The 24,678-nt window shown below is 65.6% G+C and carries 24 protein-coding genes and 2 pseudogenes; 13 read left to right on the top strand and 13 right to left on the bottom strand.

Features of this window, described 5'->3' with window-relative positions; genetic code table 11:
• Nucleotides 1–15: 15 nt before the first annotated feature.
• Nucleotides 16–546: a L,D-transpeptidase family protein gene (locus ACPFMJ_RS20660; protein ID WP_424361750.1), complete on the bottom strand. Its 531-nt coding sequence runs from the start codon at nucleotides 544–546 to the stop codon at nucleotides 16–18.
• A 55-nt stretch (nucleotides 547–601) separates the two neighbouring features.
• On the opposite strand from ACPFMJ_RS20660, the gene ACPFMJ_RS20655 reads away from it, so the two are divergent.
• The 8 genes from ACPFMJ_RS20655 (at nucleotide 602) to ACPFMJ_RS20620 (ending at nucleotide 6,583) form a co-directional block, all read left to right on the top strand.
• Nucleotides 602–1,198 carry a winged helix-turn-helix domain-containing protein gene (locus ACPFMJ_RS20655; RefSeq protein ID WP_424361749.1) on the top strand — a complete coding sequence of 199 codons (597 nt, stop codon included), beginning with the start codon at nucleotides 602–604 and terminating at the stop codon, nucleotides 1,196–1,198.
• A 33-nt stretch (nucleotides 1,199–1,231) separates the two neighbouring features.
• Nucleotides 1,232–1,681, top strand: a complete 450-nt coding sequence (locus ACPFMJ_RS20650) for a cyclic nucleotide-binding domain-containing protein (protein ID WP_424361748.1) — start codon at nucleotides 1,232–1,234, stop codon at nucleotides 1,679–1,681.
• Nucleotides 1,682–1,814: 133 nt separating this feature from the next.
• Complete coding sequence (locus ACPFMJ_RS20645; RefSeq protein WP_424361747.1) at nucleotides 1,815–2,189, top strand: hypothetical protein; 375 nt, start codon at nucleotides 1,815–1,817, stop codon at nucleotides 2,187–2,189.
• A 125-nt stretch (nucleotides 2,190–2,314) separates the two neighbouring features.
• Nucleotides 2,315–3,943 carry an alpha-D-glucose phosphate-specific phosphoglucomutase gene (locus tag ACPFMJ_RS20640; RefSeq protein ID WP_424361746.1) on the top strand — a complete coding sequence of 543 codons (1,629 nt, stop codon included), beginning with the start codon at nucleotides 2,315–2,317 and terminating at the stop codon, nucleotides 3,941–3,943.
• Between the two features lie 109 nt (nucleotides 3,944–4,052).
• Nucleotides 4,053–4,475 (top strand): hypothetical protein, encoded by a 423-nt coding sequence (locus ACPFMJ_RS20635; protein ID WP_424361745.1) that lies wholly within the window; start codon nucleotides 4,053–4,055, stop codon nucleotides 4,473–4,475.
• 18 nt (nucleotides 4,476–4,493) lie between these two features.
• Nucleotides 4,494–4,925: a hypothetical protein gene (locus ACPFMJ_RS20630; protein WP_424361744.1), complete on the top strand. Its 432-nt coding sequence runs from the start codon at nucleotides 4,494–4,496 to the stop codon at nucleotides 4,923–4,925.
• 71 nt (nucleotides 4,926–4,996) lie between these two features.
• Entirely contained in the window at nucleotides 4,997–5,209 is a 213-nt protein-coding gene (locus ACPFMJ_RS20625) for a hypothetical protein (RefSeq protein ID WP_424361743.1), read from the top strand.
• 60 nt (nucleotides 5,210–5,269) lie between these two features.
• Nucleotides 5,270–6,583 carry a DUF3422 family protein gene (locus tag ACPFMJ_RS20620; protein ID WP_424361742.1) on the top strand — a complete coding sequence of 438 codons (1,314 nt, stop codon included), beginning with the start codon at nucleotides 5,270–5,272 and terminating at the stop codon, nucleotides 6,581–6,583.
• 18 nt (nucleotides 6,584–6,601) lie between these two features.
• Here ACPFMJ_RS20620 and ACPFMJ_RS20615 read toward each other — a convergent pair whose 3' ends face one another.
• Genes ACPFMJ_RS20615 through ACPFMJ_RS20605 form a run of 3 tightly spaced genes read right to left on the bottom strand, consistent with a single transcriptional unit; the run spans nucleotide 6,602 to nucleotide 9,469 of the window.
• A complete protein-coding gene (locus tag ACPFMJ_RS20615) occupies nucleotides 6,602–7,705 on the bottom strand; it encodes a DUF2235 domain-containing protein (RefSeq protein WP_424361741.1) in 1,104 nt (367 codons plus the stop codon).
• 50 nt (nucleotides 7,706–7,755) lie between these two features.
• Complete coding sequence (locus ACPFMJ_RS20610) at nucleotides 7,756–8,010, bottom strand: exodeoxyribonuclease VII small subunit (RefSeq protein WP_424361740.1); 255 nt, start codon at nucleotides 8,008–8,010, stop codon at nucleotides 7,756–7,758.
• 58 nt (nucleotides 8,011–8,068) lie between these two features.
• Nucleotides 8,069–9,469 (bottom strand): cation diffusion facilitator family transporter, encoded by a 1,401-nt coding sequence (locus tag ACPFMJ_RS20605; RefSeq protein ID WP_424361739.1) that lies wholly within the window; start codon nucleotides 9,467–9,469, stop codon nucleotides 8,069–8,071.
• A gap of 179 nt (nucleotides 9,470–9,648) precedes the next feature.
• Here ACPFMJ_RS20605 and ACPFMJ_RS20600 point away from each other — a divergent pair, with 179 nt between their 5' ends.
• The 3 genes from ACPFMJ_RS20600 (at nucleotide 9,649) to ACPFMJ_RS20590 (ending at nucleotide 11,604) form a co-directional block, all read left to right on the top strand.
• Nucleotides 9,649–10,089, top strand: a complete 441-nt coding sequence (locus ACPFMJ_RS20600; RefSeq protein WP_424361738.1) for a VOC family protein — start codon at nucleotides 9,649–9,651, stop codon at nucleotides 10,087–10,089.
• Nucleotides 10,090–10,513: 424 nt separating this feature from the next.
• Nucleotides 10,514–10,864 carry a hypothetical protein gene (locus ACPFMJ_RS20595; RefSeq protein WP_424361737.1) on the top strand — a complete coding sequence of 117 codons (351 nt, stop codon included), beginning with the start codon at nucleotides 10,514–10,516 and terminating at the stop codon, nucleotides 10,862–10,864.
• 95 nt (nucleotides 10,865–10,959) lie between these two features.
• A complete protein-coding gene (locus tag ACPFMJ_RS20590) occupies nucleotides 10,960–11,604 on the top strand; it encodes a DedA family protein (protein WP_424361736.1) in 645 nt (214 codons plus the stop codon).
• On the opposite strand, the gene ACPFMJ_RS20585 is transcribed toward ACPFMJ_RS20590, so the two are convergent.
• A complete protein-coding gene (locus ACPFMJ_RS20585) occupies nucleotides 11,605–12,108 on the bottom strand; it encodes a DUF2244 domain-containing protein (protein ID WP_424361735.1) in 504 nt (167 codons plus the stop codon). It lies immediately after the preceding gene.
• A gap of 61 nt (nucleotides 12,109–12,169) precedes the next feature.
• On the opposite strand from ACPFMJ_RS20585, the gene nth reads away from it, so the two are divergent.
• Nucleotides 12,170–12,862 (top strand): endonuclease III, encoded by a 693-nt coding sequence (gene nth / locus ACPFMJ_RS20580; RefSeq protein ID WP_424361734.1) that lies wholly within the window; start codon nucleotides 12,170–12,172, stop codon nucleotides 12,860–12,862.
• A 174-nt stretch (nucleotides 12,863–13,036) separates the two neighbouring features.
• Here the strand turns inward: nth and recN are convergent, their stop codons facing one another.
• On the bottom strand, nucleotides 13,037–14,713 hold the full coding sequence (gene recN, locus ACPFMJ_RS20575; protein WP_424361733.1) for a DNA repair protein RecN: 1,677 nt from the start codon (nucleotides 14,711–14,713) through the stop codon (nucleotides 13,037–13,039).
• A gap of 105 nt (nucleotides 14,714–14,818) precedes the next feature.
• On the opposite strand from recN, the gene ACPFMJ_RS20570 reads away from it, so the two are divergent.
• Nucleotides 14,819–15,709, top strand: a complete 891-nt coding sequence (locus ACPFMJ_RS20570) for an alpha/beta hydrolase (protein ID WP_424361732.1) — start codon at nucleotides 14,819–14,821, stop codon at nucleotides 15,707–15,709.
• Nucleotides 15,710–15,714: 5 nt separating this feature from the next.
• Here the strand turns inward: ACPFMJ_RS20570 and ACPFMJ_RS20565 are convergent, their stop codons facing one another.
• From ACPFMJ_RS20565 to ACPFMJ_RS20535, 7 genes and pseudogenes are all read right to left on the bottom strand, one after another.
• On the bottom strand, nucleotides 15,715–16,605 hold the full coding sequence (locus ACPFMJ_RS20565; protein ID WP_424361731.1) for an outer membrane protein assembly factor BamD: 891 nt from the start codon (nucleotides 16,603–16,605) through the stop codon (nucleotides 15,715–15,717).
• A 180-nt stretch (nucleotides 16,606–16,785) separates the two neighbouring features.
• The gene (gene lpxC, locus ACPFMJ_RS20560) at nucleotides 16,786–17,733 is read right to left on the bottom strand and encodes a UDP-3-O-acyl-N-acetylglucosamine deacetylase (RefSeq protein WP_424363926.1); all 948 of its coding nucleotides are present in this window, start codon (nucleotides 17,731–17,733) and stop codon (nucleotides 16,786–16,788) included.
• Nucleotides 17,734–17,917: 184 nt separating this feature from the next.
• A pseudogene (ftsZ, locus tag ACPFMJ_RS20555) lies at nucleotides 17,918–19,635 on the bottom strand (cell division protein FtsZ).
• Between the two features lie 155 nt (nucleotides 19,636–19,790).
• Nucleotides 19,791–21,105, bottom strand: a pseudogene (gene ftsA / locus ACPFMJ_RS20550) (cell division protein FtsA).
• A gap of 4 nt (nucleotides 21,106–21,109) precedes the next feature.
• Nucleotides 21,110–22,087 carry a cell division protein FtsQ/DivIB gene (locus ACPFMJ_RS20545; RefSeq protein WP_424361730.1) on the bottom strand — a complete coding sequence of 326 codons (978 nt, stop codon included), beginning with the start codon at nucleotides 22,085–22,087 and terminating at the stop codon, nucleotides 21,110–21,112.
• Nucleotides 22,075–22,998 (bottom strand): D-alanine--D-alanine ligase, encoded by a 924-nt coding sequence (locus ACPFMJ_RS20540; RefSeq protein WP_424361729.1) that lies wholly within the window; start codon nucleotides 22,996–22,998, stop codon nucleotides 22,075–22,077. The genes ACPFMJ_RS20545 and ACPFMJ_RS20540 overlap by 13 nt, the downstream gene beginning before the upstream one ends.
• 126 nt (nucleotides 22,999–23,124) lie before the next feature.
• The gene (locus tag ACPFMJ_RS20535) at nucleotides 23,125–24,678 is read right to left on the bottom strand and encodes a hypothetical protein (protein ID WP_424361728.1); all 1,554 of its coding nucleotides are present in this window, start codon (nucleotides 24,676–24,678) and stop codon (nucleotides 23,125–23,127) included.

Below are 24,678 nucleotides of genomic sequence, written 5' to 3'. Positions count from 1 at the left end.
TTGGGGAGGGGGCCCTTATCTCACCTCGATCATCGCCCCCCGCGACAGGCTCGGCGCCAGCCTCGCCATATCCCGCGCCCTGAGCGCCACGCAGCCCGCGGTCGGCCCCAGATCCTCCGTGGCGATATGAAAGAAAATCGCGCTTCCGCGCCCCCGGACGCGCGGGCGAATATTGTAGTCCATCACGCCCACGACGTCGTAGAGCCGGTCCTTCCGCCACATTTCCTCATGGCTGAGGCGCGACGGCGCGCGCAGCGGGCGATTGTAAAGAAGGCTTCGCGCGTCGTCGCACCAGATGTCGTCGCGGCGCGTGAGGCGCCAGGGGGCGCGCAGCGGCTTCGGCTCGCGAAGATAGAAGCGCAGCAGCCGCCAGCGCCCGGCGGGCGTTGCGCCGTCGCCTTCGCGCTTGTCATGGGTCACGCCCGCGCGCCCGATGGCGCAGGGGAAGACAAGGCCGCCCGCCATCATCCGCGCCTCATGCGGCTTGCCGCCGATCCGCTTTGCGACCCGAAGGAGGGAAACGCCCGTTGCGCGCAATTTCGCCATGGAAGAAGATACTCTCTCGACGCTCCCGCATCTGTAGCAGAGTTCGCCGCAAGCGATGACCCGCAGCCTGTTCGTCGCCGCAAGTCCGGGGCTCATGGCGAGTCTTTCCGAGCAGTTCGACGCGCTTGGGTATGCTGAGCTGCGCGCGATCGGCGACGCCGGGGATTTTTCCGCGCCCTGGCCGCAGGCGGCGATTCTCGACGCGGAGGTCTGCGACGCGCTCGCCCTCGCTCGGAGACTGCGCGCCAGCGGCTTTGCAGGCCCCATCATCTCGATCGGCGCAGACATCCCAGAGGCGGACGCCGCCCTGCCCCGTCCTTTTCGTTTTGCGGAACTCCTCACGCTGCTCGACGCCGCCCCGGCCGGCTCCGCCCCGGCCGGCGTCGACGCTCGGCTGACCGAAAAAGAGGCGGCGATCCTGCATCGCCTCGCGCTAGCCAGAGGCGCGATCATTCCCAAGGCGGACTTGCTCGCCGATGTGTGGGGCTATGGGCCCAATGTCTCGACGCGCACGCTGGAGACCCATATCCACCGCCTGCGGCGCAAGATAGAAGCCGACCCGCGGCGCCCGCTGAAGTTGTTGACGGAAGATGGCGGCTACCGCCTCGCGAATATGAGCGAAGAATTTTTGACAAAGCTCATTTCGCCATAAAAAAGCGGCACATCCGCAGTTTGTGAACTCCAAATGACCCTCGACGACGATATCGACAATCTCACGCGCATTCCGCTTTTCGCGATCTTCGAAGCCGGGGCTTTGCGTAACCTCGCCTTCGCCTCGGAGACGCGGCTGCTGCGGGCGGGCGACACTCTGTTTCGGCGGGGCGAGGAGTCCGATGGCGGTTATATTCTCACCATGGGGTCGGTCGCGCTGACGACCCATGACGACGGGCGACCGGCGAACCACATCCTTCATCCCTGGGCGCTGATCGGGGAAATGGCCCTCGTCGCGCCGTCAATGCGGCCCGTGACCGCTCTGGCGCTGGAGCCGACGACGGTCCTCAAGATCAGCCGCTCAATTTTTCATCAGATCCTGGAGCAGCACCCGGCGACGGCGGCGCGCGCCCGCGACTTCTTTCGCGAAAGGCTCGTCGATTTCGCGCGTCATGCGGTCGCCGGCCTCGCGCCGGGCGAGTAGATTCACGCTACGCGGCGAAATGCCGCCCGCCCTCTCGACTCCCACCGATAGAGGTTTAGATTACTTTTTATTCACGGGTCTTCGCGGGCCAATTGCGTTGCGTCCTGGATTTGCCCGCAAACGGGAGGTGATTATGCGTAAAAGCCTGAAACTGGCGCTGACCGGCGCGCTGCTCGGCGCCATGACGGCGACGGCGGTTCCGACCGAAGTTCTGGCCGGTCCGATGGGCGTGGCTCCGCCCTCAACTGTCGGCCTGTCGGCCCCGGTCGACAAGGTGTGGTATCGCCGTTGGGGTGGCGGATACGGCTATCGCGGCGGCTATTACCGGCGCGGTTACAATCCCGGCGCCGCCGTCGCGGCGGGCGTAGGTCTCGGTCTGCTGGGCGCCGGCCTCGCCGCTTCGAGCGGCGGCTATTACGGGGGCTATTACCCCTATTACGGCGGCGGTTACTATCCGTCGTACGGCTATGGATACGCCTATCCGGGCTACGGCTATTACGGCTGGTAAACCGCCCTCTCGGAAAAGCTTTCAGACGGCGGCGCGACCATGCGCCGCCGTTTTTTTTAACGCCTTCTCGCTTATAGATGCCGCCATATCCGGCGCCGAAAGGCGCCCCGCGCGCAGAGGCAGGAATGGCGAAAGAGATCGCGACGACCCCCTATTCGGACCAGCGCCCCGGCACCTCGGGGCTGCGCAAGAAGGTTCCGGTCTTCCGGCAGCGCCATTATGTCGAGAATTTCGTGCAGTCGATCTTCGATTGCCTCGAAGGCTTCGAGGGTCAGACGCTCGTCGTCGGCGGCGACGGCCGCTACTATAATCGCGAGGCCATTCAGACAATCCTGAAGATCGCCGCGGCGAACGGCTTCGGCCGCGCGGTTGTCGGACGCGGCGGCATTCTCTCGACGCCCGCTGTTTCCGCGCTCATCCGCTCCATAAAGGCCTTTGGCGGCATCGTGCTTTCCGCAAGCCACAATCCCGGCGGCCCGGATGGCGATTTCGGCATCAAATACAACGTCGCCAATGGCGGCCCGGCGCCCGAGAAGGTGACGGACGCGATCTACGCGCGCACGAAGGAGATCACGTCCTTCAGGATCGAAGAAGGGCCGGACGTCGACATCGACAAGCTGGGCGTGGGGCAGATCGGCGCCATGCGCGTGGAGATCGTCGACAGCGTCGAGAATTACGCTGCGCTGATGCAGACGCTATTCGACTTCGACCGCATCCGCGACGCTTTCCGTTCCGGCTTCACCATGAAGTTCGACGCCATGTCGGCGGTCACCGGCCCCTATGCGACAGCGATCCTCGAAGGCATGCTCGGCGCCGCGCCCGGCACCGTCATGAACGGCGCGCCCCTGCCCGATTTCGGCGGCCATCATCCCGACCCCAACCTCGTCCACGCCGCGCATCTCTACGATCTCGCAATGTCGGCGAACGCGCCCGACATTTGCGCGGCCTCGGACGGCGACGGCGACCGCAACCTCATCATTGGCCGCAACCGTTTCGTCACGCCTTCCGACAGCCTCGCCATTCTCGCCGCCAACGCGCATCTCGCGCCCGGTTACAGAGGAGGCATCACCGGCATCGCCCGCTCCATGCCGACGAGCGCCGCCGCCGATCGCGTCGCGGAGAAACTCGGCATCGGCATTTACGAGACGCCGACGGGCTGGAAGTTCTTCGGCAATCTGCTCGACGCCGGGCTCGTCACGATTTGCGGGGAGGAGAGCGCGGGCACGGGCTCGAACCATGTGCGCGAGAAGGACGGGCTCTGGGCCGTGCTGCTGTGGCTCGACGTGCTCGCCGCGCGCAGGCAGAGCGTCGATACGATCGTGCGCGAACACTGGGCGACCTATGGCCGCAATTATTATTCTCGCCATGATTATGAAGAAGTCGACGCCGACGGCGCCAATGCGCTCATCAAGGTGCTGCGCGACAATCTCCCGTCGCTAAGGGGCAAGGCATTCGGCGCGCTCAATGTGAAGGACGCCGACGACTTCGCCTATCACGACCCCGTCGACGGTTCGGACTCGAAGAACCAGGGCATACGCGTGATGTTCGCGGACGGTTCGCGCATCGTCTATCGCCTCTCCGGCACCGGCACGGCCGGCGCGACGCTGCGCGTCTACATCGAACGCTACGAGGCCGATCCGGCGAAGCAATTCGTCGAAACCCAAGCGGCGCTCGCCGATCTGATCGCGCTGTCACGCGACATCGCCGGGATCGAACGGTTTACGCAGCGTAAAGAGCCGAGCGTGATGACCTGAGTTCCTGAAAAGAGACGCTTAAGGACGCGCCACGGAAAGCGCGTCCTTTAGCCTGGCCTCAAGCATTGCCGTTCGAAGATCCGCTCAAGTTACGGCGACGGATCGGGCGATGCTCAAGGGATTGTCGAATTACAGCGCGGGCCGCCTGCTGGGGATGGGCATGACGCTCGCGGTTTCCGCCGGCTACGAGCAATATATCAATTTCACCGACTTCCGATCCGTCGAAGCGCGCGTCACCAGCGTGCGAGACCGCTGCTACATGCAAAAGCGCAGCGGCGGCGAGATGGTGAAGTCCAATGAATATGACTGCGCCAGCGTCGAAAGCGCCGTCGAGAACAACGCCATCTGGCGCGGCGCTTCCATCGTTTACGACATCCATATCGACCTTCAGTTCGTCTCGCCGGCGGACGGCGCGTTGCATGCCGCCTCGCGCGATTTGACCGCCTGGCCGAGCGGCAAGCGCGTGCGCAAAGGCGATGTCCTGTCGATCCGCGCGTCCAAATCTGAGCCGGATATCATCAAGGGAATTTAATTTCGGGGGAAAACGCCAATGATCAATTCGCTCATCAATTATGGCGCAAATCGACTGATGGGGCTCGGCATCGTCGCCATAGGCGTCGGCGGCTTCTATGTCTTCGACCAATACGACAAGAAGGCGAACTACATCCCGGTGCAGGCGCGCATCTCCAAGGTGGAAGAACTCTGCTACATGGAGAAGAAGGTTGGCCGCACCACGACCACGTCTGACGTGATCGCCTGCGACGTCGCGCAATATGCGGTGAAAAATCATCCCAAATGGCAGGGCTTTACGGTCAAGTCGAAAATCAGCCTCGAATATGAATATGTCTCGCCGGTCGACAATCGCACCCATTCCGGCAAGCGCATGATGAGCGCCTGGCCAGAGGGCAAGAAGCTCAACCGCGGCGAGCTCTTCCAGATCCGCGCCTCGAAAAAGGATCCGGAGAAGAGCCGCGAAATCTGAAGGTCACGCCGCAATTGACAAAGTCCCGCGCGGATTTACGCTAACTTGGCCTTTCTCCGGGAGCCTGCGTCATGCAAAAAACACTTCTTCTCATCGTCGCGTTTCAGGCCTTCGCCGTCGGTTCCGCCTTCGCGGTAGGGACGCCCGAACAAAATCGCGCCTGCAAGGACGATGCTTATAAATTCTGCCCTTATGACGTGCCGAACCCGCAAAAGGTGGAGGCTTGCCTGCGCAAATACATGCGTGCGCTGACCGCGGACTGCCGCGCCCAGTTCCATAAATAGCCGCCCCTCGCCTTCCCGCCCCCGGCGAGGCTATAAGAATCGCTGGGCTGGGAGGGGACGATGAACGAAGCGAGCGCGGGCGCGCATATGGTGGAGCACGAGTCGCGCGCGGCCATTCTGGCGGAATTGCACGCGCGCCCCTTCCTGCCCCTCCAGGTTCCCCGGCGTATCTATCATTTCGCCTTCGCGACGAACCATGAGGAGGCGGCGGCCGATCGCGCCGCCATCGAGACGCTGGCGACGATCGCCGGCCTCGAGGCGCCGGCGCTGGACGCCAAGTTTCATTATTTCGACTTCGGCGACTGGCGCCTGCGCTGGGAGCAGCATACCGAATTCACGACCTACACCTGGGCGACAGGCCTCAACGCGGAGACGCCTTTTGCCCACGCGGATCCGCTGGCCAGCGACGAGATCGAGTTTCGACCGCCCGGCAGGCTGATCGTCGCGACGCATCTATGCGTGGTCGACCGCGCAATCCCTCTCGACGACCTCGCCGGCTTGTTCAATTCACAGAGCCTGTGCGTCATCGGGCTTGGCAAGGACGCAGGCCATGCGCTCACCGACTTCGCGGTCGACGCCCATGGCTTCACACGCATGGCGATCCGCATATTGCATGCGCCGCCGCTGGAGGCGGGCCGCCTTGCGCAGCGCCTGCTGGAGGTCGAGACCTATCGCACCATGGCCCTGCTCGGCCTGCCGCTCGCCCGCGCCGTCTCGCCAGATCTCACGACAATGGAGGAAGAGCTCTCCGAAATCACGCATGCGCTCTGCGTCGGCGAGCTGAACAACAATCACGACCTGCTGAAACGCCTCTCCGACCTGCTCGCGGCCAATGAAGCGCTTTCCACGCGCACGGCGTTCCGCTTCGGCGCAAGCCGCGCCTATCACAAGCTCGTGCGAAGCCGGCTCGAACTCTTGCAGGAGACCAAGGAAGCGCAATATCCGACGATCTCCAACTTCCTGAACGCCCGCCTCGATCCAGCGATCGAGACCTGCAACGCCGTGCAGGCGCGGCAGACGCGCTTCTCGACCGACGTTGCGCGCACGACCAATCTGATGCGCACGGGCATCACGCTGGAGATGGAGCGCCAAAACGGCTCGCTGCTCGACGACATGGTCCGGCGAACGCGCCTGCAAATGCGACTAAATCGCATGGTGCAAGGCATCACCGCCGCCGGCCTCGCTTATTATCTCGTCGGGCTCTTCGCCTTCGTCGCGAAGGGGCTGAAGGAGGCAGGCGTGATCCCGTCGAATCTCTCGGCCGAAATGGTCGAAGCGATTGCGGTGCCCTTCGCGCTGCTTGCGTCCTGGGCTTTCATGGCGCGCGTGCGCGTCCTGTCCAATCGCGCGGCGAAGGAGGAGCAGGTCGACTGACCTGCTCCCTGAAACAGATCAGACGTTTTCCGGCTTGTATTTGGGATCGGCCGCCTGCTTTTCCTTGACCGCGGCCACATCGGCGCCGGGCGGGATGGGCCGGATATATTCGCCCTTCCAGGTCACGTTCTTCCGCAGCGGCCTGTCCTTCCACGGATAGACGAGCGAGAGGATCTTCACGGTGATGAGCGTGAGAACCTGATAATATAGCTTCTGACTGTTGTGGATCGGCTCGGCGATGTTCGTGCGGAAGGGCCGGTCCGGCGCGAACTCGATCGTTTCGAGCGGCAGCACCTTGAGCCCGTTTTCTCTGGCGCGTTCGGCCATCCACGCCAGCGCGCCATCCGACAAGCCATATTGGCTGTAGCCCCCGCCGACGTCCGAATGCACGCCCGGGAACCATTTCTGCAAATAAAGCGGGAAGCCCTTATCAGCGAGATTTTTCGCGTTCCTGTCGAGATGCGCCTCGGACAGTTCGATCGGCGTAAGACGGAAGGGCCAACGGCGCTCATCCGCCGCGACGGCGTGATAGGCGCTCTGAACGCTGTTGCTCAGCTTCACGTCATGGAAGCTGCATTTGAAAACCTTGTCGACGAAATAGCCGAGAAACTCCCCATACGGCGCGCCGAGCGCGCCGACCGTATCCCACACCCCGAGAAAGCGGATCTTCGCCGGATAGGGATGGCAGTTCGCCTCCCTGTATTGTGCGGCGCTCGGGCTGCCGGGCGTCCAGTCAGACGCCTTGTAGAGGTCGTACATCTCGTTGACGAGCGGCAGGCGGTAGGGCTTCAGAATGCCGAAATTGTGAATGAAGCCCGCAAGGCTGCGCGCCGTGTAGGCGCCGCGGCTGAAGCCGAAGAGATAAATCTCGTCGTCTTCTTCGTAGTTGCTGACGATAAAGGAATAGGCGTCGATGATGTTCTCGGAGACGCCGCGGCCAAAGACGCCGCCGATGAACTTCTCTCCTTTGCGCGTGCCGACGCCGGCAATGTAATGAAGGACCTGGGGGTTGCCCTCATTGTCCTCATTGGCGGTCGCCTGAAGCATCCGCAGGACATTGGTGCCGCGCTCCGTCGGCTCGTTCCATGTGCCGTCGCAGAAAATGACGAGCTTCTTCGGCATCTACTCCTCCCTCGAATAAAATCTCTGGAAAATCCGCCGCAAAATCTCATTCAGGTCTCGAGTGGCGCGACCCCCTTGGGCGCGCCGTTTTCTCCCACGGTGATCTTTTCAACGCGCGCTTCGGCCTCCGCAAGCAACCTCTCGCAGCGCTCCTGCAACGCCTTGCCGCGCGCGTAGAGACGAACCGAATCGTCGAGCGAGACGGAGCCCTTCTCCAGATCGCCGACGATGCGCTCGAGCTCCGCCATGGCCTTTTCGAAAGGCATGGTCGAGACGTCGCCAATGCTCTGTTCTGTCTGTGTCATCGTTTATTTGTATCCCAGCCTCCGGCTGTTGGCTATCGCCGCGCAATTCGAGCGCTTTTTAGTGATCCTCGGGCTCGGCGTGGCCGACGATTCGCAAGATTTCCGGATACTCTTCGCGCACGCGGCGCTCCAGAGCGTCCACCGCCTCATGGACCGTCTCGACGGGCACGCTCGGATCGACTGCACAGTGATAATTGACCACGAGCCCGCCCGACGTTTCGCGCACCCGCAGATCGTGGATGTTGGCGATGTAGCCGACCTGCCCGCTGTAACGGTCCAGCGCCGCCGCAATCTCATGAGTCAGCGCACTGTCGACGTCGCGGCCGATGAGCACATGCGGCGAGAGCGGCTCGATATGCGTTTCGATCTCGACGTCGGCGCCGAACTCGTCGCGGATCGCGCCCTCGAAATCCGTCGCGATGGCGTGGGCGCGGCCGATCGGCATCGCGCCGTCGAGTTCGATATCGAGTCCGATGGAAAGCCGCTCGCCGATCTGCTGCGCGATGATGTGGTGCGCGGTGACGTGGCGCCGCGCGCCGACGAGCATGATGCGCTCCACCACCGTCTCGTCGTCCAGCGCGCGCGCATCGGCCGTTATCGTGATGCGCGCATGGGGCGCGACGGATAGGATCGCTTCGGACACAGCCGCCTTGATGCGCGCCGCCTGCTCGACGCGCAGCGTGCGGGCGACTCCGATCGTCGCGTCGCCGATGACCTCGGCGCCGGCGCTGCGCAGCCGCAATTCGTCGAGCGTGATGACGCCCGGCACGTCGCGGATCGCGTGCTCGATCTGCGGCGTCAGATCGCCCGGCGCGGCGTCGAGCAGCGTGTCAATGGTTCGGCGCCCCAGCCTGTAGCCGGCGATGGCGATGAAGGCCGCGACGCCGAAGGAGGCGAGCGCGTCGCCCTGCGGAAAGCCGTAATGCGCCGCCGCGACGCCGATCAGCGCCAGCACGGAGGAGACGAGGTCGCTCGCGAAATGCATCGCGTCCGCGGCGAGCGCGTCGCTGCGTTCCTCTCGCGCGATTTCGCCCAGTTGCCGCGCGCGAACGAAATCGATCACAATCGAAACGCCGAGCACGCCATAGGCCAGCCAGCCGGCGTCGATCTCCACATGCGGTTCGCCCAGCCGCCGGAAGGCCTCGCCCACGACGACGATGGCGAGGCCGAAGAGCAGGCCGGTCTCGACAAGCGCGGCGAGCGCCTCATATTTTCCATGACCGTAATGATGCTCGGCGTCCGCCGGCTTCTCCGCCTCGCGCACCGCATAATAGGTCAGCGCCGTCGCGCCCGTGTCGACAAAGGCGTGGCCTGCCTCCGAGAGAAGCGCCAGCGACCCGGACCAGAGCCCCGCGACGAGCTTGGCGGCGGCCAGGAAGGCGCTGGCGGCAATGGAGGCCTTGGCGGCGGTGATTTTACGGCTGGCGCCCTCGGCGTCCAGCGCGCGCGTCTCGGTCATGTGGCCTGTGTCCGGAACGGATGACGGGCGTTGCTAGCAAGAGGCGGGTCGGGCGGCAATGCCGGGAGCGGGGCGGAGGGCCGCTAGCGGTCTCTGTGGACGCGTTGGTCCCTCCAACTCCGCCGCGAATACGCTACATTCGGGTTCCGGGCGAAAGCGCTCGAAGGGGAGCATTTGACGTGAAATATCTGCATACAATGATCCGCGTAGGGGACCTCGACCGTTCGCTGCATTTTTTCTGCGACATTCTCGGGCTCGCGGAAGTGCGCCGCACAGAGAATGAAAAGGGCCGCTACACCCTGGTTTATCTTGCGGCGCCCGCGGATGTGGATGCGGCGCAGCGCAATGGCGCGCCGACGATCGAGCTGACCTATAATTGGGACGAGCATGAATATGCGGGCGGCCGCAATTTCGGCCATCTCGCCTTCGGCGTGGACAATATCTACGAGGTCTGTGAACGCCTGCAAAAAGCGGGCGTGACGATCAACCGGCCGCCGCGCGACGGACACATGGCCTTCGTGCGCACGCCCGACGCCATCTCCATCGAGCTGCTGCAGAACGGCAAGCCGCTCGAGCCGGCGGAGCCCTGGGCCTCGGCCCAGAATGTGGGCGTCTGGTAGGCGCCCAAACTCCCCGTTCCGCTGCGCCGCAAAACTTGCATTGCTGCGTCTTGACTGTGCAGACGCAGCGAAGAAATTTTCCCTTGCCCCTGAAACTCTAGCCGCTTTGGCGCGTTGGGAGGATACGGGGGCGTTGCATGGGCGCGCGACGCATCGTTCACGTAAAAATTTGAGCCGTTCGTCGCAACCTCGTCATGGTCGCATTGTAGAACGGCAAGTGTGCGTCAGTTGCCGCGATGTGTCGGTCTTTCGACGGATCGCAGCGCGTTCGACGCGTCCGGGGTCGCAAGACCCGTCGTGCAACCCCGAGCGGCGGCGCTGTCGCCGTTTCGTGGTTACAAAGGCGCCCGCCCGAAGGATGGAGGCGGCGCAACAGACAAAGAGGAAAAACGGGCTGAGACAAAAACGAAAAGCGGAGGACACCATGCTGGTTACGGATCTGATCCATTCCTGCTCCAATGAGATGGTCGCCCAGGCTGCGCTTATGTGCATCGGGGGCCGCTTCGCCGAGCGCGTCCGTGTGGCCGCTCAAGAAAAGGGCATGAGTGTCGGCAGGTTCGTAGCGGTCGTTGTCCGCGACTTCGCACGGCGCGCGGACGACAATGTCCGCGATGCGTTGCGCGAGAGGATTACGGGCGACGACCAGCCCCTGCTGAAGGGCTTGCGCGCGGTGCTCGAGCCCGCGCTGGAAGACAACACGGTTTTCGTGGACGACGAGATCGTGCTTGGTCGCTTCCCGGCTGAACTGAGCTGCGCGGGCCTTCACTACCAATAAGCTCCCATTGCTTTACGCAGAGGAAGCGACATCGCGACGCGGTGTCGCTTTTTTCTTGTCCGCACTTATGTTCCGATAAAGCGAGGTCGGAACGGATGGTCCATTTCTTCGATCAGGCGCAGATCGCGTCCCTGCTTGCCGCCTATGGCTATTGGGCCATCTTTATCGTCGTGGCTCTGGAAAGTTCGGGACTACCGCTGCCAGGCGAGTCGATGCTGGTCGGCGCCTCGATCTATGCGAGGCTCTCTGGCGCCCTCTCCATCGAGACGATCATCTTCGCCGCGGCCGCAGGCGCGATCGTCGGCGACAATATCGGTTATTGGATCGGCCGCGAATTCGGCTACCGCGCCCTCGAGCGGCATGGCTGGCGCGTCGGTCTCGGGCCGGAGAAGCTGCGGCTCGGGCAATATCTTTTCTACAAATGGGGCGGCGCCATCGTCTTCTTCGGCCGCTTCATCGCGCTGCTGCGCATTCTCGCGGCGCTGCTCGCCGGCGCCAATCGCCTGCCGGCGGGACGCTTTTTCTTTTTCAACGCAGCAGGCGGGATCGTGTGGGCGCTTGTGTTCGGGCTGGGCGCCTATTGGCTCACCGCGACCTTTCAGAAGGTCGAAGGCCCAATCGGCACGATCGGCGCGCTGTGCGGCCTCGGCGTCGCGTTTCTGCTTTGGCGCTACTACAAGGCCAATGAATCGCGGCTGCTGCGCGAGGCGGACGACGTGCTTTCGCAAAGAAAGATGTAGTCAGGAAAAGCGCGGTCCCATGCGGGCAATGGCGAGCGCGCGCGCCAACTCTTTGACAAGCTCGGCCTTCTGATCCGGCCCGAGGAAGGAGCCGACCTCGATCGCCTCGCCGCGAAAGACGAGCGCGACGCTCATCACGCCGAATTCCTCATGCACCTTCTGCTCCAGCCGAACCCAGGATGGATTGAACCGCCATTCGCGCCGCCGCCCGCCGGCGCCGACCTTGGCGAAGACCAGTTCAATGGGCGTGACGTTCAGCGTCTCATAGGCGCGCGCGTCGCGGAAATTGACGAGAAAGGCGATATAGAGCGCCAGCGCATCGAGGCCCATGAAGCCCGCGATCGGCCAGGCGCCCATGATGAAGAAGGGAATCGCGAAGATGCCCTGCGCGACGCAGAAGCCGCCGATGAAGAGATAAAAGGCGCGCGGCGACATGGAGCGATGCGGCGAGAGGCGCGTCGTATAGATCGGTTCGTCAAACGGTTCCGGCGAAGTATCCGGCAAGTTTTCCGCCATGGGCTGAACAGCGCTTTCGTCCCTGCGATCCGAAAGATATAACGCCCAAATGGCCTCAGGGAACAGCACAAAGCTAGCCAAGCCCGTCTCGAGGAAGCGCCTGCCGGCCGCGGAGGCGGCGCGCATCGAGGCGATCTTCGCGCGTCTTTCCGAGGCCAATCCCGAGCCCAAGGGCGAGCTTTTCTACACGAACCCTTTTACGCTGCTGGTCGCCGTCGTGCTGTCCGCGCAGGCGACGGACGCTGGCGTCAACAAGGCGACGCCGGCTCTCTTCGCCATCGCCGACACGCCGGAAAAAATGGTCGCGCTGGGTGAGGACCGCGTGCGCGAGGCGATCAAGACCATCGGCCTCTTCCGCACCAAGGCGAAGAACGTCGTCGCGCTCTCGCAATTGATGATCGAGCGCCATGGCGGGACGGTGCCCCAGGACCGCGACGCGCTGACCGCCCTGCCCGGCGTCGGCCGCAAGACGGCGAATGTCGTCCTCAACATCGCCTTCCACCAGCCGACCATCGCGGTCGACACGCACATCTTCCGCGTCTCCAACCGCCTGCCCCTCGCCAAGGGCGCGACGCCGGACGCGGTGGAAAAGGGGCTCGAAGCCGTGGTGCCGGAGAAATACCTCCTGCACGCCCATCACTGGCTGATCCTGCACGGGCGCTATGTGTGCAAGGCGAGGAAGCCGGAATGCGGGCGGTGCATTTTGTATGAGCTGTGCAAGTTCAAGGAGAAGACGGCGTGACGCCTTAAATCCGCGCCCCATACCTCCCCTTTACGGGGAGGTCGGCGGCCATTGGCCGCCGGGTGGGGTTCTCTCCGTACCCCCTTTTCTGTGGACGGCTGCCCCACCCGACCCCGCCTCGCGGGGCCACCCTCCCGTTTACGGAGAGGGATAGGTCACGCCAAATCTCCGCTTTTACCCCGCCCCCTCCAACAGCCGCATCGCCGCCGCGCGCGCCTCATCCGTGATCGCGGCGCCCGACAGCATCCGCGCGATCTCCTCGCGGCGCTCTGCCTCCGCCAGCACGGCGACGCTCGTTGCGACGCGCTTGTCCTTGCCCCTGGCGGACGCGCCCTTGCTGATTCGCAGATGACGCGTCGCGCGGGCGGCGACCTGTGGGGCGTGGGTCACGGCGAGCACCTGAGCGCGCTTTGCCAAACGCGCGAGGCGCTGGCCGATGGCGTCCGCCACGGCGCCGCCGACGCCCGTGTCGATCTCGTCGAAGACCAGCGTCGGCGCCGAGCCGCGATCCGCGAGCACCACCTTCAGGGCCAGCATGAAACGCGCGAGTTCGCCGCCCGAAGCGACCTTGGTCAGCGGGCCGGGGCGCGAGCCGGGATTGGTCTGCACCCAGAATTCGACGCGGTCGATCCCGTCGGCGCCGCCATTTTCGGGATCGCTCGTCACCTGCGTCGAGAAATGCGCGCCTTCGAGCTTAAGGGGCTTCAACTCGCCGTCCACCAGCGCGTCGAGCTTCTTCGCCGCCTTCTTGCGCGCTTCCGACAGCGCGCGGGCGGCGGCGTCATAGGCGGCCTTGGCGGCGTCCAGTTCCTGCCCGAGCTTCACGAGCCGCGCCTCCGAGGCGTCGAGCGCGGCGATGTCGTCCGCGAATTTCTCCGCGAGCTTGGGCAGCTCAGGCACCGCCACCTGATATTTGCGGGCGGCGCCGCGCAGCGCGAAGAGCCGTTCCTCGACCCGCTCCAGTTCGGCTGGGTCGAAGCGCGTCTCGGCCAGCGCCTGCTCCAGCGCCTGCTCGGCGAGCGAGAGCGCATCCACCGCTTGCGCCAGCGCCTTGGCCGGCGGCTCCATGATTTGCGGCGCCTGCGTCAGGCGCCGCTCGAAACGTCGCGCCGCATGGCCGATTTCGACGCCGGGCGCGCGGTCGTCCGCAAAAATAGCCAGCGCGTCGCGTATGTCTGTCGCAACCTTTTCGGCGCGCTGCATGAAGAGGCGGCGCTCCGCGAGGGTCTCCTCCTCGCCCGCTTCCGGCGCGAGTTTGGTCAATTCCTCATGCGCGTGCCGCAGATAATCGGCATCCGCGCGCGCCTTGGCGATGCGCGCCTCCTCATCGGCCAAAGCGCGGCGCGCGGCCTGCCACGCAGCGTATTTTGTGCGCACCTCATTTGCCTGCGGGAGGAGCCCGCCATGAGCGTCCACCAGAGCGCGATGGGCGGAAGGATCGACCAGCGCGCGGTCGTCGTGCTGGCAATGGATTTCGACAAGCTCGCGGCCAATGGCGCGTAGCGCCTGCGCCGTGGCGGGCTGGTCGTTGACGAAGGCGCGCGTGCGCCCGTCGGACGCCTGCACGCGGCGAAGCACCATCTCGTCTTCGCTGGAGAGGCCGAATTCGCGCGCGGCGAGATGGGCCGGGTGATCGGGCGCGAGGTCGAAAACCGCCGTCACCTGCCCCTGCTCGCAGCCCGCGCGCACGAGCGAGGCGTCGCCGCGCCCGCCGAGCGCCAGCACGAATGAATCGAGCAGGATGGATTTGCCGGCGCCCGTCTCGCCGGTGAGCGTCGTGAGCCCCTGCCCGAAATCGAGATCGAGCGCGTCGATGAGCACGATGTCGCGAATGGACAGACGAACCAGCATACGCGTGACTTTACCGCTCCGGCGCGTCGGCCGCATGCAACGGCTGAGCGGCTGCGCCGTTATCCTGTGGACGAGCGGCGATTCGCCGCTCACGCGGAGGTTGGCATGGCGGATGACGAAATCAATGAGATTCGCGCGCTTCTGGGTTCAAAGCCGCGCCCGGTGGGCTGGGCCGAGCGGCGGGCGCGAATCGAGGAGGTCGGCGCCGTCTGGCCTGTTGCGGCGGACATCCTTCTGGCGCCCGCCGAGATCGACGGACTTGCCGCCGAATGGTCGCTCGCGCCGGGCGCAGATCCGTCCCGCGTCCTGCTCTTCTTCCACGGCGGCGGCTATTGCTCGGGCTCCATCGTCAGCCATCGGCGGATGGTCACGGAAGCCGGTCGCGCCGCGAGCGCCCGCACGCTCGCCGTCGCCTTTCGCCTGGCGCCGGAATTCCCCTTCCCCGCAGCCTATGACGACGCGCTCGCGGCCTGGCGCTTTCTGCGCGCGCAGGGAATCGCGGCCGAGCGAATCGCAGTTGGCGGGGACAGCGCCGGCGGCGGGCTTTCGATCGCGCTCGCCTTGCGGCTGCGCGACTTGGGCGAACCCCTGCCCGACTGCCTGTGGCTGTGCTCGCCCTGGACCGATCTCACAATGTCTGGCGAAACGCTGGCCTCGAAGGACGCGGTCGATCCGCTGATCCACAAGGCATATCTGGAGGAGCTGGCGAGCGCCTACGTCCCGACGGGGGTTGACCGCAAGGACCCGCGCGTCTCTCCGCTCTACGCGGACTTGAAGGGCCTGCCGCCCATGCTGATTCAGGTCGGCTCGGATGAGACGCTATTGGCGGATTCGACCCGCTTCGCCGCGGCGGCCGGCGCGGCGGACATCCCCGTCACGCTCGAAGTCTGGCCGCACATGATCCATGCCTGGATGATGTGGAACGCGCGCCTCGCCGACGGAAGGCGCGCGCTGGAACATGCGGGACGCTTCATTCAGGCGCAGACCGGCGCCTGACGTCGTCAGATCGCGTGGAGGGTCTTGCCGACCTTGGAAATCCACGAGTCGGTATATTCGTGGGGCTCCAGCCCGCCCGTCTGCAGCAGCGAGTGGGCGTCCTTGTACCACTGCGAGTCGGGGTAGTTGTGGCCGAGGATCGCCGCCGCCGTCTGCGCCTCGTTGGTGACGCCCATCGCCATATAGGCTTCGGTGAGACGGTAGAGCGCCTCTTCCGTGTGGCGGGTCGTCTGATATTTGCCGAGCACGTCGTGGAAGCGGTTGATCGCCGCAGGATAATTCTTGCGCGTCAGATAGAAGCGGCCGACCTGCATTTCCTTGGCGGCGAGCTGGTCGCGGGCGACGCCAATCTTGTATTTCGCGTCGGGGACGTATTCGGAGTTGGGATATTTCTGAACAAGCTCTCCGAAAATGCCCAGCGCCTTCTCGGCCGCGGACTGGTCGCGCATCACGTCCGGCACTTGATTGTAGTAGGACATGCCAGCCAGATAGTAGACGTAAGGCGTGTCGGGCGAGTTCGGATAAAGTCCGATGTAGCGCTGGGCCGAGGTGACGGCCTCCTCATAATTCGGCTTCTCGTAATTCGAGAAAACCGTCATGAGCAGCGCCTTCCGCGCCCATTCGGAACGCGGGTAATTCTTGTCCACCTCGCCGAAGCGTTTCGAAGCGCCTTCGTAATCCTTGGTGTGGAGCCGTGCGAGGCCCTGATTATAGAGCGTCTCCGGCGGAACGTCGGGGGTGATTTCGGTCTTGTATTTCTCGCCGCCGCCGAAGAGGCCGAAGCCGCTGGTAAGCGAATCCATGATGTCCGCGCGGGCCGGCGCGACCGAGAGGGCCAGAGCCGCGGCCGCGACAATCGCGGCGGACGAGCGGAAGGAAACAGCGAAAACCGACATATGAAGCGCCCCTTGCGGCAAAGAGCCCCGGTCAAGCCGTGCTCGCGAGCCTATTAGCCTAATCCGCCTATCCCCGCCACTCGCAAGGCAGACCGCATCACGGCCGACCTGCGTCATCGCGGCGCTGACGGCGCGCGGCGACGGACAACGACGATAAAGAAAGACTTCCTTCTGGCGAGATTATGGCGAGGTTCGCAGCGCCTGCGCCTCGGCCGGGGCTTGCGCGCCCGTAAGGACGAAAGCGCCTTCGCGCATGGCCGCCTGAATCAGCGCCAGATTGAGCGCATGCCCGCCGCGATAGGACCGGAAGGCGCCGATGATCGGCGCGCCCGCGAGCGCCAGATCCCCGACGACGTCCAGCATTTTGTGGCGGACGAATTCGTCGGCGAAGCGCAGGCCCTGCGGATTGAGGACGGATTCGCCGTCGAGCACAACCGTATTGTCGAGCGAAGCGCCGAGCGCGAGCCCGTCTCGCCAAAGGCGCTCGGCGTCGCGCAGAAAGCCGAAGGTGCGCGCCCGAGCAAGTTCGAAACGGAAGCTTTCCGGCGTGAGCTCCAGCGCGCGCCGCTGACGGCCGATTCGGCCATCGAAGGCGATTTCGACGTCGAGCCGCAGGCCGGACGCGGCCGGGATCAGCTCCGCCCAACAGGCGCCGTCGGAGACCCGCACCGGCGAGACCACACGCAGATAGGCGCGCGGCGCGGCGAGCGACACGATTCCCGCCTCGTCGATCGCCGATACGAAGGCTTCCGCCGAGCCGTCCATGGCGGGGATTTCGCCCCCCTCGACCTCGACGAGCGCATTGTCCACGCCAAGGCCGGCGAGCGCGGCCAGAAGATGCTCCACCGTAGAGACGCTGGCGCCCTCCGCGGAAAGCCGCGTGCGCAATTGCGTCGCGTCCACGCCGCGCCAATCCGCGACGATGTCGGCGCCCGCGACGTTGAAGACGACGCCGGAATCCGCTGTCGCCGGCGCCAGGGTCAGCCGCGCAGGCTTGCCGCTATGAACCCCGAGGCCGGAGAGCGTCGCGGCTCGGGCAAGCGTGGTTTGCGCGGCGGTTCCAAGTCGTGCAGACGCGGCTCGATGGGCCTCTCGGAGAAACTCCTGGGCGCGGGACTTCGGGCGAATAAGACGATCCTCCCGGCGAGGGCTTGAACAAGCCGAACTTTGAGCGACTTACGAGCCCTATCCTATCCCATCGGCCCGGTCAGGCTCCAGTAACGGTTTTTTACAGTTTGTTACAAGACCCCAAAGCCCCAAAAAAACAAAGGCCCACGCGAGGCGGGCCTTTGTCGTTCGGGTCATTCGAACCTTAGTGGTTCGACTGCCGGCGCAGGAAGGCCGGAATCTCCAGGTGATCCTCCTCCACCGGGCGCGGCTGCGGGGCGCGGCGGCCGTGCGGGTCGAGGGCCGCATGGGACGGCGCCGGCTGCGGGGCGGGAGCCGCGACGGGGCGCTTGCCATATTCCACATGCGCCGGCGACGGCTGGGGCGCGCGCGGGGGCATCGGGGCCGGAGCGGCGCCGCCCTGCATGGCGTCTTCCTGACGGCTGGCGCCGAAGGAAGCGAGACGCTCGAAGATCGACTTGCGGCGCGGATCGTGAGCCGCGTCGGCGCGCTGCTGACGGATCTGATCCTGCACCGGCTTCGGGAAATCCTCGATCGACGGCATGCGCGGGGCGCGCGGCATTTCCGGCGCCGGCGGCACGTAAGGCGCATGGGCGGGCTCGGCGACCATACGCGGCGCGGGCTCCGGCATCGGCTCGGCGTAAGTCGGGCGCGGCGCGGCGACCTGCTCCAGATAGACGCCGTTGGTCGTCATCTGGGCGGGCGCGACCGGAGCCGGCTCGGCGTAATAGGCCGGGGCCGGAGCGGCTTCGCGAATCTCCGGCTGATAGACCGGCGCCGGGGCGCGCTCGGGCATCGCGTAGATCTGCGCAGTCGGGACCTCGGCGGCCGGCGCGGGGGCCGGCTGCGGCTTGGCCTGGGCCTGCATCTGGGCGCGCATGCGCTCAGCGGCTTCGGCCATGCGGGCCTGGCTCGTCGGATCGTCGGCGGTGATCGAGGCGAGGTCGATGCCGGTCGCGACGACGGACACGCGGATCACGCCTTCGAGAGACGAATCGAAGGTGGCCCCGAGGATGATGTTGGCGTCCTCGTCGACTTCCTGACGGATGCGGCTCGCGCCTCGTCGACTTCGTAAAGCGTGAGATCGTGGCCGCCGGTGATCGAGATCAGCAGGCCGCGCGCGCCCTTCATCGACACTTCGTCGAGCAGCGGGTTGGCGATCGCGGCTTCCGCCGAGAGATTGGCGCGGCGCTCGCCGGTGGCTTCGCCCGTGCCCATCATCGCCTTGCCCATGCCGCGCATGATCGAGCGCACGTCGGCGAAGTCGAGATTGATGAGGCCTTCCTTGACCATCAGGTCGGTCACGGAAGCGACGCCCGAATAGAGCACCTGGTCCGCCATGGCGAAGGCGTCGGCGAAGGTCGTCTTCTCCGTCGCGATGCGGAAGAGGTTCTGGTTCGGGATGACGATCAGCGTGTCGACGCACTTCTGAAGCTCGCCGATGCCGGTGTCGGCGATGCGCAGCCGGCGCTGGCCCTCGAAGAAGAACGGCTTGGTGACGACGCCGACAGTGAGAATGCCCATCTCGCGCGCAATCTGCGCGATGACCGGCGCTGCGCCGGTGCCAGTGCCGCCGCCCATGCCGGCGGTGACGAAGCACATATGCGCGCCTTGCAGATGCTCGCGAATCTCCTCGCGCGCTTCTTCAGCCGCGGCGCGGCCGACTTCCGGCTGGGCGCCGGCGCCGAGACCCTCGGTCACCTGCAGGCCCATCTGAATGACGCGCTCGGCCGGAGACGAGGCCAGGGCCTGGGCGTCGGTATTGGCGACCAGGAAGTCGACGCCGGAGAGGCCCGACGCGATCATGTTGTTGACCGCGTTGCAGCCGCCGCCGCCGACGCCGCACACCATGATGCGCGGCTTCAATTCGCGCAGTTCGGGAGCTTTGAGATTGATCGTCATTTGCCAGGCCTCTCGAAATTTACACTGCTCATCGGCGTCGGTTGTCCCAATCCTTGGACGCCCCGTCGCCGAACGCGTCGTCCTCGGTATTTCCTGTTGAGGCCCGCCCTCGGCGGCCGGATCGCCTCAGTTGAGAGAATCACTTGCTCCCGATTCTAGAAGCTTTCCTTTAACCATCTACCCACTCGCGTCATGTAGCCGTCGGTTCCCGTCGCCAGACGCTCGCCGCGATGGGGTTCGAAATATTCGCGCCCCGCGACCTGCGGATAGACGAGCAATCCCGCCGCCGCCGCGAAAGCGGGGCTGCGCGCGGGATCGGGAAGGCCCTCCACGCCGATCGGGCGACCGACGCGCACCTGACCGCCGAGAATGCGGCGCGCGCATTCCGCGGCGCCGGTGAGCTGGCTGGCGCCGCCCGTGAGAACAATGCGGCGGCTCGGGCTCGCCGCGATAACCGGCGCGCGCCATGCGGTCGCGCAGGAATTCGAAAGTCTCCTCGATGCGCGGGCGGATGATGCGCACGAGGTGGGACTTCGGCGCGTGCGCCTTGTGATGGCCGCGCTCTCCCACATGGTCGAAGGAAACCGTCTCGCGCTCGTCGGAGGAGGACGAGATCGCCGAGCCGTGGAACGTCTTGAGGCGCTCGGCGTCGGCGAGGCGGGCGTCGAGGCCGCGGGCGATGTCCATGGTGACGTGGTTGCCGCCCAGCGTCACCGCGTCGAGATGCGCCATCTCGCCCCGCGCGAAAACCGCGAGCGAGGTCGAGCCGGCGCCCATGTCGATGACGATGACGCCCATCTCCGCTTCGTCGGGCTCGAGCACCGAGAGACCGGCGGCGTAAGGCGCGGCGGCCATGCCTTCCACGCCGAGATGGCCGCGCTCGGCGGCGAGAATGAGATTGCGCGCGGCCGCCTGATCGCAGGTCGCGACGTGAAGATCGACGCCGAGTTCGTCGCCGATCATGTCCTTGGGCTCGCGAATGCCGTGGACGCCGTCGAGCGAGAAACCCGTCGGCAGCGAATGTACGGCGACGCGACCGCGATGCAGATGATGCGCGGCCGAGGCTTCGAGCACGCGATGGATGTCGGCCTCGGCGACCTCGCGGCCGCCGATCGCGCGCTTCGCGGCGAAATGCTCGGAGGCGAAACGACCGCCCGAGGCTGTGACGATGACGTGATCGACCTGGACGCCCGCCATGCGCTCGGCGGCGTCGACCGTGTGGCGAATGGCGCGCTCGGCCTCGTCCATGTCGATGACGAGCCCGTGCTTCACGCCCAGCGAGCGCTGATGGCCGATCCCGAGCACGCGGATGCGATGCGTGCGCCAGTCGCCGGGGGCGGTCTCGCCCATGGGGGTGAGGCGCGCAATGAGGCAGGCGATCTTCGACGTGCCGATGTCGAGAACCGCGAGCGTCGCGGAGCGGCGCGGCGAGAGGGGCTTCAAACGCGGCGGAACAAGCTGTGACTTCATAACGCTAACCACCCGTTTTCTTGGTCTTGTGCGGAAGCGTCGCTTCGCGCGCAGCTGCGGCTTCCTCGGTCAGGCGAACGATGGCGCGATCGCCGGCGCGCAAATCGAGGGACATGACGTCCTTGTCGAGAATGCGCGCCTCGCGCTGGAGGCGCTTGAGCGTATCGACCGCGGGGCCGGGATCTTCTTCCGGCAGCTTCACGATGACGCCGTTCGTCATCTCGATGTCCCAGCGACGGCCGGCGACCAGCACGCCCGCCTTCACCCGCTGGGCGAGGTCTTCCAATGCCTTCAGGAGCTGAAGGAATTCCGGCAGACGCGTCTGCGCCCCCTCGCCCACGACGAAGGGCAGGCCGAGGTAGCGTTCGTCACGAAGTTCGTCGATCGCGACGCCGTCCTCGGCGATGACCGACACGCGGCCCTCACGCTGCCAGAGCGCATGGGGCTGACGCTCCTCGATCGCGACGACGAGGCGGTTGGGATAGAGCTTCATGACGCGCGCGGACTTGACGAGCGGGACGGTCATGAGGCGGTCCCGCACGGCGTTCACGTCGAGAAACGGCAGCGAATTTTTCGAGCTCACCCCGCAGGCGTCGAGCAGCTCCTTCTCGGAGAGGCGCGACTGCCCCGTGATCGTCACCGCGGCGATGTCGAAGCCGACCGCGCGGGCGACGATGTCCCAGGGCTGGCCTTCATGTGCGACAATCTGGTCGTAGCCGCCATTCTGGACGAGGCCGGCGAAGCCGACGCCGCCAAAGAGCAGGACGATCGCGACGAACCCGACCCCCGGCTTGCCGAGGAAGCCGAAGCGCGCGCGCGCAGCGGTCTCCTCCGAGCGGCGACGCGGCGCCGGTCGGGAAGGATTAGGGTTAACGGGAGCGGCGCCGGAAAAGGGCGCGCCGGCGACGGCGGTTCGGGGCTGAGCGACAGGATAATGAACAAGCGGAAGGGAAGTCGGAACCGACTCCCTCAGCGATCGCAAGAAGCGTCTTCCACCATCCATTTGACAAGCTCGCCGAACGAAAAACCTGCATAAGCCGCCATTTCTGGCACGAGCGAGGTCTCCGTCATTCCCGGCTGCGTGTTCACTTCCAGAACGACGAGCTCGCCCGTTCCGCCGGGCCGGTCGTCGAATCGGAAATCGGCGCGACTGACGCCGCGGCAGCCGAGAGCTTTGTGAGCCTCGATAGCTAAATGTTGAACCTCTTGGTAAATATTCTGTTTAAGATTCGCAGGAAGAACGTGCTTCGAGCCGCCTTTCGCGTATTTTGCGTGATAGTCGTACCAACCGCCGTCCGCGGCGAGGATTTCGATGACGTCGAGCGCCCGGTCGCCCATCACCGCACAGGTCAGCTCACGCCCGTCGACGAACTGCTCGGCCAGCATCAGATCTCCATGCGACCAGTCCTCGGCCGCGAGCTCGTTCGGCGGCGGAGCGCCGGCGTCCTTGACGATGAAGACGCCGAAGGAGGAGCCCTCGGAGACCGGTTTCAGCACATAGGGGATCGGCAGCACATGGGCCTTCGCGGCCTCGAGCCGGTGCACGACGCGGCCCTTGGGAACCGGCACGCCCGCCGCCGCCATCACGACCTTGGCGACGTCCTTCTTCATGGCGACCGACGAGGCCAGCACGCCGGAATGCGTATAGGGGATGCGTAGCATCTCCAGCACGCCCTGCACGCAGCCGTCCTCGCCGAATTTGCCGTGCAGCGCGTTGAAGGCGACGTCCGGCTTGAGCGACGCCAGCACGCTCGCGACGTCATGGCCCACATCGACCGGCGTGACGCGATAGCCCTGCTCTCCCAGCGCCTTGGCGCAGGCCGTTCCGGAGCGCAGCGAGATTTCGCGTTCGGCGGAAAGCCCGCCCATCAGCACGGCGACGTGTTTGGTCATTTCGGTCTCTTGATTGCGGTGGGGCCTGCGCCCCGCTGAGTGGGTTGAACGCGCTTGCGTCGCTGGGCGGTTCACGCGAATCTCTGGGCGCAGAGGCTACGTCCGCCCCGGCGACCGCGCAACGCGTCAGGGCGACCTGCGCGTCCAGATCTCGATTTCCCGAGCCGCGCCAGCCTTCTCGTAGCCGTCGAGCGCTCCCGCGCTTTCGGGCTGCTTCAAGACCCATTCGCGCGTGTCCTTGTCCTCGACGACAATGACGTCCGGCTTTCCGGCGCGAACGTCCTCGACGAAGCCTGCGAGGTCGCGGCGGCGATAGTCTTCGAGCCGCGCGCGCCAGGCCGGGTCCTTCGCGTCGCGCAGCAGATAGGCGGCGAGACTCGCCGTCCAGAGCGCATTGGGGCGGCCAACCCAGCTTCCCTCGAGTTGGCGCGTCACCGGATGCCCGTAGTCGAGCTGGCGCGCCATCACGATGAGGCGCGGATGCGCGGGCGCCACGCGCGCGATCTCGGCGCGCAGGCCCGGATGCTCCTCCACATCCGCCAGCACCTTGAAGGCGCCGAAGAGGAACGGCGCGGCGAGAAGGGCGGGCAGGAAGACATATTTGAAGAGATGGCCCTCGCGCGCCGCGCGGGCGCGCGGATGGCCGTCCAGCGCGAAGAAACACCAGGCGAGAAGCGCCAGAACGATGCCCGGATAAGCGTGATTGCTCCAGCCTTTTCCCTGAAGGAAGAAGCTGACGAGAAAGCCGATGGAGGCGAAGGCGCAGACCTGCGCCGAGGCCGGCGCCACGAAGCCGGGCGCCACCGGCGGATGCTCGAAACCCTTCGCCGCCGCGACCATGAGCGCCGCCAGCAGCGCGACGTTGAACGGCGCGAGCGTGAACAGTGCGAGATTGGCGAGCGTGTCGCGCGCCGGCTGATAGACATCGGCGATCACGGGCAGCGCATATTGCGCATAGGCCGGGAAGAACAGCAGCGTCGCGACGCCGTAGAACGCGCACAACAGGACCGCCGCCGCCATTTCCGCCGTCAGGAGCAGACGCGGCGAGCGTTCGCGAAAGCCGAGCGCCAGCGCCGGCAATGCGACGGCGAGGGCGAAGAAGGGCTTGAAGCAGACAGCGACTCCAGCGCCGAGACCGGCGAGGAAGCGCAGAGGCTTGGGAACCCGACCGCCTTCAGCCGACGCGGCAAGTGTCGCCAGCATCGGCGCGAGCGCCAGCAGCGCGATATGTTCGCGCTCGGCGAAGGACAGCGCCGGCGCGACGAGCAGCGTGAAGACCGACGCGTTGAGGACGAGCCCCCAATCCTCGCGAGAGCGCGGCGCGCCATAGCGGAAAATAACGACGCTCAGGGCGATGGACAGCACGCCGAAGAGGAAGACGAGCCCGGCGACGACCGGCTCTGCCGCGACATGCCAGGCGCGCGCGATGAGCGCGGCCGGCGCCATGGCGAGGAAAGACGCGGGCGGATTGGGGTCCGTCACGTCGACATAGGGAACGGCGCCGTCGAGAAACTTCTCGGCGAAGGTGATGAACCACGAGACGTCGCAATCGAGATGGCCGGCGAGTTGCTGGCCAATCGCGATGAGAATGAGCGCCAGCGTCGTGAACGGGCTGGCGAGGGACGCCGTCAGCCGCGCGGGCTGACGCAAGGCAAAACCGCGCGACGCGATGGAGCTCAT

It is taken from the genome of Methylocystis parvus, from assembly GCF_049675845.1.
GTDB classification, from domain to species: Bacteria; Pseudomonadota; Alphaproteobacteria; order Rhizobiales; family Beijerinckiaceae; genus Methylocystis; species Methylocystis parvus_A.
Note: the sequence above shows the minus strand (reverse complement) of the source record. Positions and strands in the feature narration are given on the sequence as shown.

What these genes read in the sequence shown, in the direction of transcription:
- recN (WP_424361733.1), bottom strand. Translation starts at nt 14,713, where the DNA reads ATGCTGGTTCGTCTGTCCATTCGCGACATCGTGCTCATCGACGCGCTC.
- ACPFMJ_RS20625 (WP_424361743.1), top strand. Translation starts at nt 4,997, where the DNA reads ATGCAAAAAACACTTCTTCTCATCGTCGCGTTTCAGGCCTTCGCCGTC.
- ACPFMJ_RS20565 (WP_424361731.1), bottom strand. Translation starts at nt 16,605, where the DNA reads ATGTCGGTTTTCGCTGTTTCCTTCCGCTCGTCCGCCGCGATTGTCGCG.
- ACPFMJ_RS20615 (WP_424361741.1), bottom strand. Translation starts at nt 7,705, where the DNA reads ATGCCGAAGAAGCTCGTCATTTTCTGCGACGGCACATGGAACGAGCCG.
- ACPFMJ_RS20635 (WP_424361745.1), top strand. Translation starts at nt 4,053, where the DNA reads ATGCTCAAGGGATTGTCGAATTACAGCGCGGGCCGCCTGCTGGGGATG.
- ACPFMJ_RS20640 (WP_424361746.1), top strand. Translation starts at nt 2,315, where the DNA reads ATGGCGAAAGAGATCGCGACGACCCCCTATTCGGACCAGCGCCCCGGC.
- ACPFMJ_RS20535 (WP_424361728.1), bottom strand. Translation starts at nt 24,678, where the DNA reads ATGAGCTCCATCGCGTCGCGCGGTTTTGCCTTGCGTCAGCCCGCGCGG.
- nth (WP_424361734.1), top strand. Translation starts at nt 12,170, where the DNA reads ATGGCCTCAGGGAACAGCACAAAGCTAGCCAAGCCCGTCTCGAGGAAG.
- ACPFMJ_RS20620 (WP_424361742.1), top strand. Translation starts at nt 5,270, where the DNA reads ATGAACGAAGCGAGCGCGGGCGCGCATATGGTGGAGCACGAGTCGCGC.
- ACPFMJ_RS20645 (WP_424361747.1), top strand. Translation starts at nt 1,815, where the DNA reads ATGCGTAAAAGCCTGAAACTGGCGCTGACCGGCGCGCTGCTCGGCGCC.
- ACPFMJ_RS20605 (WP_424361739.1), bottom strand. Translation starts at nt 9,469, where the DNA reads ATGACCGAGACGCGCGCGCTGGACGCCGAGGGCGCCAGCCGTAAAATC.
- ACPFMJ_RS20660 (WP_424361750.1), bottom strand. Translation starts at nt 546, where the DNA reads ATGGCGAAATTGCGCGCAACGGGCGTTTCCCTCCTTCGGGTCGCAAAG.
- ACPFMJ_RS20650 (WP_424361748.1), top strand. Translation starts at nt 1,232, where the DNA reads ATGACCCTCGACGACGATATCGACAATCTCACGCGCATTCCGCTTTTC.
- ACPFMJ_RS20595 (WP_424361737.1), top strand. Translation starts at nt 10,514, where the DNA reads ATGCTGGTTACGGATCTGATCCATTCCTGCTCCAATGAGATGGTCGCC.
- ACPFMJ_RS20590 (WP_424361736.1), top strand. Translation starts at nt 10,960, where the DNA reads ATGGTCCATTTCTTCGATCAGGCGCAGATCGCGTCCCTGCTTGCCGCC.
- ACPFMJ_RS20570 (WP_424361732.1), top strand. Translation starts at nt 14,819, where the DNA reads ATGGCGGATGACGAAATCAATGAGATTCGCGCGCTTCTGGGTTCAAAG.
- ACPFMJ_RS20540 (WP_424361729.1), bottom strand. Translation starts at nt 22,998, where the DNA reads ATGACCAAACACGTCGCCGTGCTGATGGGCGGGCTTTCCGCCGAACGC.
- ACPFMJ_RS20610 (WP_424361740.1), bottom strand. Translation starts at nt 8,010, where the DNA reads ATGACACAGACAGAACAGAGCATTGGCGACGTCTCGACCATGCCTTTC.
- ACPFMJ_RS20630 (WP_424361744.1), top strand. Translation starts at nt 4,494, where the DNA reads ATGATCAATTCGCTCATCAATTATGGCGCAAATCGACTGATGGGGCTC.
- ACPFMJ_RS20655 (WP_424361749.1), top strand. Translation starts at nt 602, where the DNA reads ATGACCCGCAGCCTGTTCGTCGCCGCAAGTCCGGGGCTCATGGCGAGT.